Here is a 13,394-nt window from a genome sequence, read left to right as displayed (position 1 = left end):
CACAGCAATGGCCGACGAGACCCCCCCCACCCCGCCGACCCCCGAGGGCACAGACCCGGGCGCGCTGCGGATCGAGCCGGTGACGCTCGAAACCGAGATGCAGCGCTCCTACCTCGACTACGCGATGAGCGTGATCGTCTCCCGGGCGCTCCCCGACGTGCGCGACGGCCTCAAGCCCGTCCACCGGCGCGTGCTCTACGCCATGTACGACGGCGGCTACCGCCCCGAGCGCGGCTACTACAAGTGCGCCCGCGTCGTCGGCGACGTGATGGGCACGTACCACCCGCACGGCGACACCTCCATCTACGACGCCCTGGTGCGGCTGGCGCAGCCCTGGGCGATGCGGATGCCGCTGGTCGACTCCAACGGGAACTTCGGCTCCCCGGGCAACGACCCGGCCGCCGCCATGCGGTACACCGAGTGCCGCATGGCCCCGCTGGCCATGGAGACCCTCCGGGACATCGACGAGGAGACCGTCGACTTCCAGGACAACTACGACGGCCGGAACCAGGAGCCGACGGTGCTGCCGTCGCGCTTCCCCAACCTGCTGGTCAACGGCTCGGCCGGCATCGCGGTCGGCATGGCGACCAACATCCCCTCGCACAACCTGCGGGAGGTGGCCGCCGGCGCCCAGTGGTACCTGGAGCACCCGGACGCCGATCCGGACGAGCTGCTGGAAGCGTTGATCGAGCGGATCAAGGGCCCCGACTTCCCGACCGGCGCCCTGGTCGTCGGCCGCAAGGGCATCGAGGAGGCGTACCGCACCGGGCGCGGCTCGATCACCATGCGGGCCGTCATCGAGGTCGAGGAGATCCAGGGCCGGCAGTGCCTGGTGGTCACCGAGCTGCCCTACCAGGTCAATCCGGACAACCTCGCGCAGAAGATCGCCGAGCTGGTCAAGGACGGTCGGGTCAACGGCATCGCCGACGTCCGCGACGAGACCTCCTCGCGCACCGGCCAGCGCCTGGTGATCGTGCTGAAGCGGGACGCGGTCGCCAAGGTCGTGCTGAACAACCTGTACAAGCACACCGACCTCCAGACCAACTTCGGCGCCAACATGCTGGCGCTGGTCGACGGCGTGCCGCGCACCCTGTCGCTGGACGCGTTCATCCGCTGCTGGGTGGCCCACCAGATCGACGTGGTGGTCAGGCGCACCCGCTACCGGCTGCGCAAGGCCGAGGAGCGGGCGCACATCCTGCGCGGCCTGCTGGCCGCGCTGGACGCGATCGACGAGGTCATCGCGCTGATCCGGCGCAGCGAGACGGTGGACGTGGCGCGCCAGGGCCTGATGGGGCTGCTGAGCATCGACGAGATCCAGGCCAACGCGATCCTGGAGATGCAGCTGCGCCGGCTGGCCGCCCTGGAGCACCAGAAGATCACCGCCGAGCGCAACGAGCTGGAGGCGCGGATCCGCGAGTACAACGCGATCCTCGCCTCGCCCGAGCGGCAGCGGGAGATCATCGGCGAGGAGCTGGCCGCCATCGTCGAGAAGTACGGCGACGACCGGCGCACCCAGCTGGTGCCCTTCGAGGGCGACATGTCCATCGAGGACCTGATCGCCGAGGAGGACATCGTCGTCACGATCACCCGTGGCGGTTATGTGAAGCGCACCAAGACCGACGACTACCGGGCGCAGAAGCGGGGCGGCAAGGGCGTGCGGGGCACCAAGCTCCGCGAGGACGACATCGTCGACCACTTCTTCGTCTCCACCACCCACCACTGGCTGCTCTTCTTCACCAACAAGGGGCGGGTCTACCGCGCCAAGGCGTACGAGCTGCCGGACGCCGGGCGGGAGGCGCGCGGGCAGCACGTGGCCAACCTGCTGGCGTTCCAGCCGGACGAGCAGATCGCCGAGATCCTCGCGGTCAGGGACTACGAGGCGGCGCCGTACCTGGTGCTGGCCACCAAGTCCGGCCTGGTGAAGAAGACCGTCCTCAAGGACTACGACTCGCCCCGCTCGGGCGGCGTCATCGCGATCAACCTGCGCGAGATGCCGGACGGACGTGACGACGAACTGATCGGTGCCGAGCTGGTCTCGCCCGAGGACGATCTGCTGCTGATCAGCAAGAAGGCCCAGTCGATCCGTTTCACGGCCACCGACGACTCGTTGCGCCCCATGGGCCGCGCGACCTCGGGCGTGAAGGGGATGAGCTTCCGCGAGGGCGACGAGCTGCTCTCGATGAATGTCGTCCGAGCCGGTACCTTCGTCTTCACCGCGACCGACGGCGGCTACGCCAAGCGGACGCCCGTGGACGAGTACCGCGTCCAGGGCCGCGGTGGTCTCGGCATCAAGGCGGCCAAGATCGTGGAGGACCGGGGTTCCCTGGTGGGCGCCCTGGTGGTCGACCCGACGGACGAGATCCTCGCCATCACGCTGGGCGGCGGGGTGATCCGCACGCGGGTCAACGAGGTCCGGGAGACCGGCCGTGACACCATGGGCGTCCAGCTGATCAACCTCGGCAAGCGCGACGCCGTCGTGGGCATCGCGCGGAACGCCGAGGCGGGTCGGGAGGCCGAGGAGGTCGACGCCGAGGACACGGACGCCGAGTCCGTCGCCGAGTCCGTCGCCGAGGACAGGCCGGAGCCCGCCGCGGGCGCCGCGCCCGTCGCCGACGAGGAGTAGTACGTGAGTGGAGCCGTGGGCGCCCCCGGGGGCGGCGGGAGTGAACGAACGCCGCGTCCCCCCGACATCCCGCCGGGGGCGGCCACGGCTCGGGCCACGGGGACGGTGCTCCCCGGGCCCAGGAATCCGCTAGCGACCCTTCCCATGGGGGAACGACGATGACCAGTGCCAGACCCGCGGACTCCTCGCACTCGCAGGGCGGTTCGCAGGGCCAGGGATACGGCACCCCGGCAGAGCAGCACTACCACCCGCCCCAGGCGTATCCGACGCCCCCGGCGCCCCCCGGGAACGCGCCGACCGTCGGACAGCAGCCCACGCAGCAGCGTTCCGGCTCCGGCACGGGCTCCGCGCCCGGCGCCTCGGGACCGAGCACCCAGGGCGGCGGCGTGCGCCGCCCGCGCACGGGAGCGCGCACCGTGCCCCGGGTGCGGAAGGCGCGGCTGCGCGTGGCCAAGGCCGACCCGTGGTCGGTGATGAAGGTCAGCTTCCTGCTCTCGATCGCCCTGGGCATCTGCACCGTGATCGCCGTCTCGGTGCTGTGGATGGTGATGGACGGCATGGGGGTCTTCTCCACCATCGGCGAAACGATCACCCAGGCCACCGAGACCGACAACGACAGCGGATTCGACCTGGAGTCCTTCCTCTCGCTGCCGCGCGTGCTGATCTTCACCTCGGTGATCGCCGTGATCGACGTGGTGCTGGCCACCGCGCTGGCCACGCTGGGCGCCTTCCTCTACAACCTCTCCGCCGGCTTCGTCGGCGGCGTCGAGGTGACGCTCGCCGAGGACGAGTGAGGCGGCGCCCGCCGCCCGTTCGTCGGGCCCGCTTTCCGATTTGGGCGCGGGGGCGGCCATGCGCTAGCCTTGCGGAGCACGCGGGGCTATAGCTCAGATGGTTAGAGCGCATCCCTGATAAGGATGAGGCCACAGGTTCAAGTCCTGTTAGCCCCACCGTCATGACGGCCCCGGTCCACAGTGACCGGGGCCGTTTGACGTAGCGGCCGATGGCATCGAGTTTCGCGAAGGTATCATCGGGCGCCAATGGTCCGATCACGTTAAGAAGGACGAGGTAGCGCGGTGAAGAAGCTCCTCCTGGTAGCGGTGGCCGCCATCGGCGGGCTGCTGGTCTACCGCCAGATCCAAGCGGACAAGGCCGAGCAGGATCTGTGGACGGAGGCGACCGACTCCGTGCCGGCCGGCTCCACGGGCGCCTGAGGCGCCGCGCCACGGACTGACACTGGACTCATGCCGCCTCCGCGTTCCTGCCGCCCGACGGCGGTGGGCCCGGGGGCGGTTCGCTGTCTCGGCGTCCCGCGGGGTGGGGCGGGGGCGGGCCCCGGGTTGTGGCCGGACCGTGACACGGTACGCAGTTCTGTGTGCGACCGCGAACTCGTACGGTGCTGGTGGACGGCAGGGAAGGACCCGGCGGTCGCGCCGGAGAGCGGGGGACGGGAAGAATGCGCGCCAGCGCTGGAGTTGCGGCGGTCGGTTGCTCGTTGTTGCTCGTGGGATCGTCGGCGACCACGGTCGCCGCGGAGGTCCCGGCGTCGACGTCCTACGCGTTCGCCCCCGAAGCCCGCGCCGTCGAGGGCGCGGCCAGCAGCGCTGACGCGCCCAAGCTGGAGCCCGGCGGGATCTACACCGACCGGCTGGCCCCCGGCGAGACGCTGCACTACGCGGTCGACCTCGACGAGGGATCGAGCGCCTATCTGACCACGGTCGTCGTGCCGGAGCACGGGGCCGCCGTCAGCGCCAGCGACGGCGTCGAGGTCGAGCTGCTGACCACCGACAACGAGACCTGCTCGGACGGCGACCGGCGGTTCGGCACCGGCTCCGACGCGCCGCCCCGGCCGATCACCGTCTGGGCCGGGCGGGTCGTGGCGCAGGGCGCCGACTGCCAGCGCGCCGGCACCTATCTGTACACCGTGACCAGGATGGACGGCACGGACCATGGCGAGTGGCCCATCGAGCTGCGCTTCGGCCAGGAGCCGAGGCTCAGCCAACTCCCGGAGTCCGCGCCGCCCGTCGACAGCTGGGAGAGCGAGCAGCCCGCCCCGCCCGGGGGCGAGGCCGTCCGGGTCTCCGGCGGCACCGGCTTCAACGACGCCCAGCCGATCGGCGAGGGCGTCTGGCGCGACGACATAGCCGCCGGCACCACGCGCGCCTACCGCGTGCCCCTGGACTGGGGCCAACAGCTCGCGCTGACACTCGACATGGGCAACGCCGCCGACGCCGAGGAGTTCTCCTCGGCCTACGGCGAGGTGCGGGCCGAGCTGTACAACCCGGCGGCGGGACGCGTCGACGACCCGCTCTCCGAGTACTACGACGGCGAGCAGTTGAGCATCGAGGCGCTCACCCCCGGCGTGCACTACGGCAACCGCTTCGAGGACACCGAAGGCGTCGACCGGATGGCGTTCGCCGGCTGGTACTACCTGCTGGTCACCCTGAGCCCCGAGGTCGCCGACGTCACCGAGGACCCGGTGGGGACGACCCTGCGGGTGTCGGTGCTCGGCGACGCCCAGCCGGGGCCGTCCTACGCCACCGACGCGGTGGAGGCCGGCTTCGGCGTCTCCGACGAGATGGTCTCGCAGGCCGCGAAGGGGCAGACGGACGAGGAGCTGGCGGCCGAGCGCGCCAGCGACGAGAAGCGGCAGCGCGGCTATCTCTCCGTCGGCGTCGGGCTGGCGCTCGGCCTGGGCATCGGCGCCTGGTACCTGATCGGCAGGCGCCGCGCCCTGGCCGCCGCGGGGCCCGCGCCCTGGGCCGGCTGAGCGGGCCGGCAGGGCGGGGCCGGCTGGGCCGGCCGCCGAAGCGGCCTCCGCCGGCCGCTCGCATCGCGTGGAACGCCCGGGGTGCGCGGGCCGGGCGGTCCGTTCAGGCCGTCAGCAGCGACCAGACGCCGTAGCCGAGGCAGACCGCCGCCAGCAGCAGCACCGGGATCGCCACCGCGCGCGGCGGCCCCGGGCGCCGGCGCACCGGCATGGGGCCCGTGGTGCCCTGGGGCGTGGTCGGCGAGACGGTGGTCGGCGTGGGGGCGGCGGCCGTGTGCGGCACGTCCGCGGTCTCCTGCCCGCCCCAGGTCTCCCCCGAGGGCCCGGCGCCCATCGGCGGCGTCGGCAGGGAACCGCCGCGCGGGCCCTGGGAGCTGGGCGGCGCGATCCGGTAACTGCCGGTCTCCGAGGCGTCGTCGGTCGCCTCCCGCTCGGCGCCGCCCCCCGCGCCGGCACCGCGCTCCGGCCCCTGCGGGCCGAACCCGGCCGGCAGCGGCCCGAGTTGGTCGAACACCTCGACGACCTCGCGCTCCAACGTCGAGTCCGGCAGCAGCTCGCGCGCCGAGGCGAGCGCCCGGCGCACGCCCGTCGCCGTCCGGAAGCGCGCCTCGGGCGCCGGCTGCAACAACGTGCCGAGCACCTGCCACAGCGCGTCCGGCACGCCCTTCGGCGCGGTGGGCATCCCGCCCGCGTAACGCTCCATCAGCGCCTGGGAGTCGGGCTTGACGCCGGTGGCCAGGTAGAGGCCGACCAGCCCCACCGCGTACAGGTCCGCCGGGAAGTCCGGCTCCGCGCCCTCAAGCTGTTCGGGCGCGAAGTAACCGGGCGTGCCGACCACGTAGTTGGTCTCGGTGAGCCGTGGCTCGCCCTTCCGCATCGAGATGCCGAAGTCGGAGAGGCGCAGGTGGGGGCGGTGGGTGCCGGTCGCCTCCAGCAGGATGTTGGCCGGCTTGATGTCGCGGTGGACCACGCCCTCGTCGTGCACGGCCTGGAGCCCGGCCAGCAGCTGGTCGAGGAGGAGGCAGACGTGGCTCGGCGGCAGCGGTCCGTAGTCGCCGATCAGATGGGAGAGGGAACCGCCGGCCATCAGGTCCATGGTGAACAGGACCTGGTCGTCGTCGGCCGCCCAGCTCGCCGGCGCGAGCACGTGCGGGTGGTCGATGCGCAGCGCCTGTTCCCTGACGAAACGCAACAGGGTGTGGGCGTCGGACTGTTGCAGCACCTTGGCGGCGACGTAACGGCGCCGCCGGTGGTCGAAGGCGCGCCAGACCGCTCCGGCGCCGCCGCGTCCTATCGGGTCGACCAGCTCGTACCGACCCGCGAAGATCTCGCCCATGCCCTCGTGTCCGATCCGCTTCCGTACATCGTCGTGGGGCGCCGCCCGTTGGCAGGGGGCGGGCGCTCAGCCCTGGTGGCTCTCGTAGTGCTCGATGGCCTCCCGCGTCCTGGCGACGCCGTACACCCGCAGGAACTCGGCGAGTTCGGGGTGGCTGTCCCCCAGCAGCCGGGCCGCGCTCTGGATCTCGGCGGCGTCGGAGACCGAGCGCAGCAGCGCCTGGATCTCCCGCACCACCCGCTTGCTGGGGTTGGCGGGAACGGCCGAGGCCCCGCTGGAACGGGTGGTCGTCGAGGCGGGGCTGAGCACGTTGCCGCCCGCCGTCCGACGGATGTCGTCCATCGCCCCGGTCGCCTCGGCGGCACTCACCCTGCCCGCCCGCACCTCGGCGGCGAGGTCCTGGAGGGCGCGCACGCGCTGGACGACGGCCGGGTTGCCGATCTTCGCGCGTTGGCCGCTCATCAGTTGGGAGAGCATGGGTGCCGAGAGACCGAGCACACCCGCGAGCCGCGCCTGATTGAGCCCCAGGTCGGCGATGAGCCGACGGAAGAGCGTTCCCAGGGGCTCGCCGTACCAGGTGGTCTGCTGTTCCCTGGCCTTCTCGGTCGACTCTTGTTGGACCGCGTCCATCCTGTGTCCCCTGTCTCCCCTGATCGCTTCACGTGAGCGAAGTTGCGCGTCATCCTACGGAGGGAGTCTTCCCCGGTGCGATACCCGGTCGGCCTCATGGGAGAAGATTGGGTAATCTTGGCTACGGCCTTCCCGAAGGCACGCCAGGGGCCTTAGCTCAGTTGGTAGAGCGCCGTCTTTGCATGGCGGATGTCAGGAGTTCGACTCTCCTAGGCTCCACTGTGAAAGCTCTCCTGACCTGCGGAAACGCGGGGCAGGGGAGCTTTTTTCACGGACGGTGCCGGCGTCGTGTCGGCACCGGGCCGACCATCCCCGCCCACGGTGTCGCGGGGGAGTTTCCGTGATCGGTAGGGGAACGTCGCGGGCAGCATAGGGGCATGAACCGTTTGGTGCGGCCGCTGGGGGCGGCTGTCGTGCTCCTCGGCGTCGGGCTGATCGCCGGCGGCATGATCGCCCGTTTCATCGGCGGCACGGGAGTCGACAACCGGCCGGCGTTGGTGGGGATGGCGCTGGCGGGGGTCTGGGTCCTCACTCGGGTGGTGACGGGGCGGAGGCTGGAGCTGCCGGGGAGGGGCGGGGCCGGTTCGGCTGTCGGGCGTGCGCTGGTGCTGACGCTGGGGTTGCTGCTGGCCGTCTACCCGTCCCGGGGGGAGGTCGTCGATGGCGTGCGGGCGATCGGGGACGACAAGCCCACCGTCGACCTGCGGGAGCCCCAAGCGCTGGAGGACGCGTTGGCCGCGCTCGGCGACCGTGCCGGGCATCGGCGGGTCACCGAGGTGACGATCAACGAGTCGGCGGTGTGGGCGAGCGCGCCGGTCGAACCCGGCGAGTGGCAGGTGCGCCTGCGGGGCTACCAGCAGGGCGAGGTGACCGAAGCGGGGCGGGGCAACGACGCCGTCCAACCGTCCTCGGCGGGCCAGCAGTTCTCGATGGACGAGGTGGCGTGGGACGAGATCCTGCCCGCGCACGAGCGGGCGACGGCGGAGTACGTCGCCGAGAACGGGGAGGAGCCGGCCGGGACCACCGAGATCCATGTCCGGCGCACCTGGGGCGAGGACGGCGCCCGGAACGGCCCCGTGCGGATCGAGTTCGCCCTCGTGGGCGACGGACGCTGGCGGTACTCCATGGAGGCCGACGGCAGCGGTCTGGCGCGCGACCAGGGCTGAGCCGGGTCAGTCCTCCGCGGCGGCCAGCAGCTCCTCGGGGGGCGTGCGGTCCGCGTTCACATGCTCGGTGCGCTCCAGTTCGCCCCAGACGATGTAGCGGTGGCGGGAGGTGAAGACCGGGGTGCAGGTGGTGAGCGTGATGTACCTGTTGGCCTCGGTCGCGCCCGACTCCTCGGGGATCGGGTCCAGCACCTCGACGTTGTACTTGGAGGTCTCCGGCAGTACGGCGTAGGTGCGGTAGATGTACCAGGTGTTCTTCGTCTCGAAGACGATCGGGTCGCCCTCCTCGACGTCCTGGATGTCGTGGAACTTCGCGCCGTGTCCGTCGCGGTGCGCGGCGATCGAGAAGTTGCCCTCCTCGTCCCAGGGCATGGCCGCGGCGACCGGGTCGGTGTAGTAGCCGGCGACGCCGCCGTTGAGGGTGTCGGGGTTGGTGCCCTCCTTCACCAGGATCTCGCTGCCGGTCATGGTCGGGACGTGCAGGAAGCCGATGCCGTCCTCGGGCTCGAACTCCCGGGGCGGCGTGGTGTCGTCGGCGTCCTCCTCCGGCTGCGCGGCCCAGCTGTCGCGCACGGCGTCGCTGTCCCTGGAGGCTTCCTTGTTGGCTATGACGTTGGTCCACCACAGCGAGTAGACGACGAAGAGACCGAGGACGACGCCGGCGGTGATCAGGAGTTCGCCGAAGACGCCGACGGCGGCGGCGACGCGCCGCCTGGTGCGGCTCGGACCGGCGGGGCGGGGCGCCGGTCCCCCGTCGGGATCGGACGCGTCCCCGGCCTCGTCGGCCCGGTTGGTCTGGTCGGCCTCGTCGGTCCGGTCGGTCCGGTCGGCCTCGTCGGTCCGGTCGGCCTGGCGGGCGTCCTCGTCCGCGGGCGGCGCCTCGTTCTCCGGGGGTTCGTTCTCCGGGGAGTCGTCCCCCTCGTCGCGCGCGTCCGGCTCGTCGCGCGCGTCCGGCCGGTCGGTCTGGTCGGTCTGGTCGGTCCTGTCGTCCGACGCACCGGCGGAGGCGCTGGCCTCCCCCTCGGGGGTCGGGTTCTCTTTGTCCTCCGGCACCGCCGGTGTCCTCCGCAGTCGTCGCGTCTTTCGTCGTGTCTTCGGTCGCGTCTTCGGGCGCGTCTTGGGTCAGTTGACGAGGGCGTCCGGCTTCCCCTCCGAACGGGGGCTCTCCTCGGCCAGCTCTCCCCAGACAATCAGCCGGTAGGTCGAGGTGAACTCCGGGGTGCACGTGGTGAGCGTGATGTAGCGGCCCGGTTCCGCGAAACCGCCCTGCTCGGGCACCGGGTCGAGCACCTCGATGTTGGACGGCGAGGTCGAGTCGAGCCGGCTGCGCATCTCGTACGTGTAGTAGGTGCTCTCCGTCTCGATGACGATCGGGTCGCCCGGCTCCAGGTTGTTGATGTAGCGGAACGGCTCGCCGTGGGTGTTGCGGTGGCCGGCCAGGCCGAAGTTGCCCTCCTCGTCCCAGGGCATCGCCGTGGGAAGGCCGTCCTCCTCCGTGTAGTGCCCCACCATGCCGTTGTCCAGCACGCTCGCCGGGTCGACGCTCTCGGCCACCGGGACCCGCACGTCCAACGTCGGCAGGTAGAGGATCGCGAACCCCTCGCCCGCCGAGAAGACGCCGGGGTCGCGGTTCTCCTCCCGCTCCCCGTCGCCCCCGGAGTTCCAGCGCTCCTCCAGCTCGGTGGCCTGTTTGTTGGCGTGGGCCCGCGCCTCGTAGTTGGTCCACCACAACTGGTAGACGACGAAGAGCAGCAGCAACACGCCGGTGGTGATGAAGAGTTCGCCGATCAAGTTGCTGATCGCGGTGCCGGTCTGCTTGGCGGCCTTGGCCGCGGCCTTCGCCGCCTTGCGGCGCGCCGCGCGGCCTCCGGTGACCTCGGGCTCCGCCTCGGCGGTCGCGGCGGTCGCGGCGGACGCGGCCGCCGGCTCGGCCCCGCCCCGGCGCCCGCCGCCCTTCGCGGCCCTGCGCCGGGCCGCGCGCCCGCCGGCGGCCGCCGGCTCGGGCTCCGCCGCGCGCTGCGCCGCGCGCCTGCGCGCCGCCCGGCCGCCGCCCTCGGGCGCCGACGGGCCGTCCTCGGCCGGCGTCCCGGCACGCGGGCGCAGGTCGTCGGGGCGCCGGAGCCCCACGGTCTCCGGGTCGTGCTCCCCGGCGTCGCGCGACGGCACCTGGAGCCCCATGGTCTCGGGGTCCGGTTCCCGCGCGGGCCGTCGCCCGCCGGGGGCGTCGAACGGCGGTTCGTAGTCGTATCCCTCCGGCGCGAGGTTGCCCGGGGGGTGGTTCCCGTGCGCGAACTCCCCCGGCCCCGCCGGGTAGCCGTCGCCCGGCTGGCCCCCGTACGCCTCGTGCCCGCCCTGGCCGCCGTGGACCCGTGCCGGCCCGTGCGCCGGGTAACCGTCGCCGGGGATGTCGGTCACGGGCCCCGGTGGCCGCTGGCCGGGGAGCGGGTCGCCCAACGGGTCGTTGAGCGCGTCGACGGCCGCCTGGTACGGGTCCGCCGGATAGCCGCCCCGCTCTCCCGCCAGGTACGGGTCGTCCGCGTAGGGCTCCCGCTGGGGGTCCCACTCCGCGCCCGCCCCCGGGCGCGACGTGTTCACGCCGCCGGCTCCTGCTGGCCCGTCCGGCCCACGATCGGGGCGAGCCCGTGGGATCGCGTCACGGCGCCGGCGTCGCCGCAGCGCGCCAGCCAGTTGGCGAGCATCCGGTGGCCGCCCTCGGTGAGCACGGACTCGGGGTGGAACTGCACGCCCTCCACCGCGAGTTCACGGTGGCGCAGGCCCATCACCACGTCGCCCGCGCGGGCGGTGACCAGCAACTCCGGGGGCAGCCGCGGCTCCTCGGCGGCCAGCGAGTGGTAGCGGGTGACCGTCAGCGGCGAGGGCAGTCCCTCGAAGACGCCGGAGCCGTCGTGGACCACCTCGGAGGTCTTGCCGTGCAGCAGCTCGGGCGCCCGGCCGACGACCCCGCCGTAGGCGGCGGCCATCGCCTGCATCCCGAGGCAGACGCCGAAGACCGGCACTCCGTTCTCCGCGCAGTGCCGCACCATCGGGACGCTGACTCCGGCCCGCTCGGGGGTGCCGGGCCCGGGGGAGATCAGCACCCCGGCGAAGCCGCCCTCGGCGACATGACCGGTCTCGACCGCGTCGTTGCGCGATACCTCGCACTCGGCACCGAGTTGGTAGAGGTACTGGACGAGGTTGTAGACAAAGCTGTCGTAGTTGTCCACGACCAGGATGCGGGTGGCGCTCACCTGTCGGTCCCCCCTTGGGCGTCGTCCACGGTCACGTCGTTGAAGGGCAGCAGCGGCTCGGCCCACGGGAAGACGTACTGGAAGAGCAGGTAGACCACGCCGAGCGCCAGAGCCAGCGCGAGCACCGCCCGGACCAGCGTGTTGCCCGGCAGGTGTCGCCAGATCCACCCGTACATGGCTTCCCGTCCCCATCTCGTGCGACGCCGCGTGCCCCAAGCGTACGACGACGGCGCACGGGCGCGCGGGGCTCGTTGTCAATCCCCGGGCTCCCGGCGTCAGTCCCCGGGCTCCAGTGGCTCGGCGTGCCGCAGCGCGACGCCGCCCTCGTAGCCGGGGAGGGTGACCGAGCCGTGCTCGGCGACGTCCCAGCCGAGGCCGTAGGCGTCCACGTACTGCCGGTAGTTGCGCAGCGCGGGGGACTCGTCGAGCGCGGAACGCAGGCGGTCGGTGGAGCCGACGGCGGTGACGGTGTACGGCGGGGAGTAGAGCCGGCCCTGGAGGATCAGGGTGTTGCCGACGCAGCGCACCGCGCTGGTGGAGATCAGCCGCTGGTCCATGACGCGCACCCCGTCCGCGCCGCCCGCCCACAGGGCGTTCACCACCGCCTGGAGGTCCTGCTGGTGGATGACCAGGTCGTTGGGGGTCGGCTCGGGGGCGCCGGGTACCAGCGGCTCGGCGTCCGCCGGGGCGTCGGTGAGGGTCACGGTGAGCCCGGGGCCGGTCAGCTCGTGCAGCCCGGCGGCGGTCTCGGTGGCGTCCAGCCGCAGCGACTGCTCGGGGTCGGCGCCGGCGTCCCGTTCGGTGAGGGCCTCCACCTCGGAACGGAGCCGGGCCGCCGACGACTCCAGGGCGTCGTTGCCACGCTCCCGCTCCCGGATGAGGTCGGACATCTGGAGCAGGGAGTCGTCGGTGCGGATGTTGTTGCCGCGCGAGACGGTGAAGCTCACCCAGAAGAGGAGCCCCGCCAGGGCGAAGACGGCGACCGTGCCGAGCCGGGCCCGGCGGAAGGGGAAATTCCTCACCGTACCCTGGTCTCCTTAAACAGCCGCGGAAGGACTACGCTAGCCGACGATCCCACAGCTACGCGCTTCGGAGCGCGACCAGGTAGCGCCTTGCGCAGCGCGATCGACAGGAGTCTCTCTCGTGCCGAAGTCTCGGGTCCGTAAGAAGAAGGACGACAGCTACGCGCCCCCGGAGAAGCGGGCGACGACGAAGCTCGACATGCGTTCGGGGCGCAGCTGGGTCGCCCCCCTGATGCTGGCGCTGTTCGGTATCGGCTTGGCCTGGATCGTGGTCTATTACATGACCAAGGCGGACCTGCCGATCGGTGCGCTGGGCGACTGGAACATCGTGGTCGGCTTCGGCTTCATCGCGCTGGGGTTCGTGGTCTCCACCCAGTGGAAATGACCGGACGCGCGTCCGGCGGCTCTCCTCACCAGGGTTATCCACAGGTTGCTTGAACATCGCAAGATCTGTGGATAACCCTGTGTGTTCTGCGGCGCGCCGCGCCCGCGTTCGAACCCCTCGCACCCCTGTTCTCCTGCGGAAACGCCCGTCGTGACGGTGAGGGTCGCGAGTCGTCCACAGGGTGCACAAGATCCTCCACCGGCTGTGGATAAGT

12 protein-coding genes, 2 tRNA genes and 1 pseudogene are annotated in these 13,394 nt (G+C 72.1%); 8 read left to right on the top strand and 7 right to left on the bottom strand.

Annotated elements, in window-relative coordinates:
• Window positions 1-7: 7 nt before the first annotated feature.
• The 5 genes from gyrA (at window position 8) to CRP51_RS17650 (ending at window position 5,393) form a co-directional block, all read left to right on the top strand.
• A complete protein-coding gene (gyrA, locus tag CRP51_RS17670; RefSeq protein ID WP_097232204.1) occupies window positions 8-2,623 on the top strand; it encodes a DNA gyrase subunit A in 2,616 nt (871 codons plus the stop codon).
• 158 nt (window positions 2,624-2,781) lie between these two features.
• Window positions 2,782-3,417: a DUF3566 domain-containing protein gene (locus tag CRP51_RS17665; RefSeq protein WP_097232203.1), complete on the top strand. Its 636-nt coding sequence runs from the start codon at window positions 2,782-2,784 to the stop codon at window positions 3,415-3,417.
• 82 nt (window positions 3,418-3,499) lie between these two features.
• Window positions 3,500-3,573: transfer RNA gene (locus CRP51_RS17660), tRNA-Ile, on the top strand.
• A gap of 126 nt (window positions 3,574-3,699) precedes the next feature.
• Entirely contained in the window at window positions 3,700-3,837 is a 138-nt protein-coding gene (locus CRP51_RS17655) for a DLW-39 family protein (RefSeq protein WP_170184714.1), read from the top strand.
• A 290-nt stretch (window positions 3,838-4,127) separates the two neighbouring features.
• Window positions 4,128-5,393, top strand: coding sequence for a hypothetical protein (locus CRP51_RS17650; RefSeq protein ID WP_097232202.1), 1,266 nt, complete (start codon window positions 4,128-4,130; stop codon window positions 5,391-5,393).
• A gap of 103 nt (window positions 5,394-5,496) precedes the next feature.
• Here CRP51_RS17650 and CRP51_RS17645 read toward each other — a convergent pair whose 3' ends face one another.
• Complete coding sequence (locus CRP51_RS17645; RefSeq protein WP_097232201.1) at window positions 5,497-6,729, bottom strand: serine/threonine-protein kinase; 1,233 nt, start codon at window positions 6,727-6,729, stop codon at window positions 5,497-5,499.
• Window positions 6,730-6,795: 66 nt separating this feature from the next.
• Window positions 6,796-7,359, bottom strand: coding sequence for a helix-turn-helix domain-containing protein (locus CRP51_RS17640; protein ID WP_097232200.1), 564 nt, complete (start codon window positions 7,357-7,359; stop codon window positions 6,796-6,798).
• A 146-nt stretch (window positions 7,360-7,505) separates the two neighbouring features.
• Between CRP51_RS17640 and CRP51_RS17635 the strand changes: the two genes are divergently transcribed.
• Together CRP51_RS17635 and CRP51_RS17630 are read left to right on the top strand one after the other, a co-directional pair.
• Window positions 7,506-7,578, top strand: a tRNA-Ala gene (locus CRP51_RS17635).
• Between the two features lie 158 nt (window positions 7,579-7,736).
• Window positions 7,737-8,525 carry a hypothetical protein gene (locus tag CRP51_RS17630; RefSeq protein ID WP_097232199.1) on the top strand — a complete coding sequence of 263 codons (789 nt, stop codon included), beginning with the start codon at window positions 7,737-7,739 and terminating at the stop codon, window positions 8,523-8,525.
• 6 nt (window positions 8,526-8,531) lie between these two features.
• Here the strand turns inward: CRP51_RS17630 and CRP51_RS29590 are convergent.
• From CRP51_RS29590 to CRP51_RS17605, 5 genes and pseudogenes are all read right to left on the bottom strand, one after another.
• A pseudogene (locus tag CRP51_RS29590) lies at window positions 8,532-9,281 on the bottom strand (class E sortase); the annotation flags it as partial.
• Window positions 9,282-9,647: 366 nt separating this feature from the next.
• Window positions 9,648-11,120 carry a class E sortase gene (locus CRP51_RS17620; RefSeq protein ID WP_097232197.1) on the bottom strand — a complete coding sequence of 491 codons (1,473 nt, stop codon included), beginning with the start codon at window positions 11,118-11,120 and terminating at the stop codon, window positions 9,648-9,650.
• Window positions 11,117-11,773 (bottom strand): aminodeoxychorismate/anthranilate synthase component II, encoded by a 657-nt coding sequence (locus CRP51_RS17615; protein ID WP_097232196.1) that lies wholly within the window; start codon window positions 11,771-11,773, stop codon window positions 11,117-11,119. The genes CRP51_RS17620 and CRP51_RS17615 overlap by 4 nt, the downstream gene beginning before the upstream one ends.
• Window positions 11,770-11,949: a hypothetical protein gene (locus CRP51_RS17610; RefSeq protein WP_097232195.1), complete on the bottom strand. Its 180-nt coding sequence runs from the start codon at window positions 11,947-11,949 to the stop codon at window positions 11,770-11,772. The genes CRP51_RS17615 and CRP51_RS17610 overlap by 4 nt, the downstream gene beginning before the upstream one ends.
• Window positions 11,950-12,048: 99 nt before the next feature.
• A complete protein-coding gene (locus CRP51_RS17605; RefSeq protein ID WP_097232194.1) occupies window positions 12,049-12,795 on the bottom strand; it encodes a DUF881 domain-containing protein in 747 nt (248 codons plus the stop codon).
• 121 nt (window positions 12,796-12,916) lie between these two features.
• Between CRP51_RS17605 and crgA the strand changes: the two genes are divergently transcribed.
• Window positions 12,917-13,180 carry a cell division protein CrgA gene (gene crgA, locus CRP51_RS17600; RefSeq protein ID WP_097232193.1) on the top strand — a complete coding sequence of 88 codons (264 nt, stop codon included), beginning with the start codon at window positions 12,917-12,919 and terminating at the stop codon, window positions 13,178-13,180.
• Window positions 13,181-13,394: the final 214 nt, after the last annotated feature.

Origin of the sequence: Streptomyces zhaozhouensis (assembly GCF_900230195.1) — a bacterium.
In the GTDB taxonomy this organism is placed as follows: domain Bacteria; phylum Actinomycetota; class Actinomycetes; order Streptomycetales; family Streptomycetaceae; genus Streptomyces; species Streptomyces zhaozhouensis.
This window is presented reverse-complemented; position numbering and strand designations above follow the sequence as displayed.

Coding starts and splice junctions, on each gene's coding strand:
- gyrA (WP_097232204.1), top strand. CDS start 8: ATGGCCGACGAGACCCCCCCCACCCCGCCGACCCCCGAGGGCACAGAC.
- CRP51_RS17665 (WP_097232203.1), top strand. CDS start 2,782: ATGACCAGTGCCAGACCCGCGGACTCCTCGCACTCGCAGGGCGGTTCG.
- CRP51_RS17645 (WP_097232201.1), bottom strand. CDS start 6,729: ATGGGCGAGATCTTCGCGGGTCGGTACGAGCTGGTCGACCCGATAGGA.
- CRP51_RS17640 (WP_097232200.1), bottom strand. CDS start 7,359: ATGGACGCGGTCCAACAAGAGTCGACCGAGAAGGCCAGGGAACAGCAG.
- CRP51_RS17630 (WP_097232199.1), top strand. CDS start 7,737: ATGAACCGTTTGGTGCGGCCGCTGGGGGCGGCTGTCGTGCTCCTCGGC.
- CRP51_RS17610 (WP_097232195.1), bottom strand. CDS start 11,949: ATGTACGGGTGGATCTGGCGACACCTGCCGGGCAACACGCTGGTCCGG.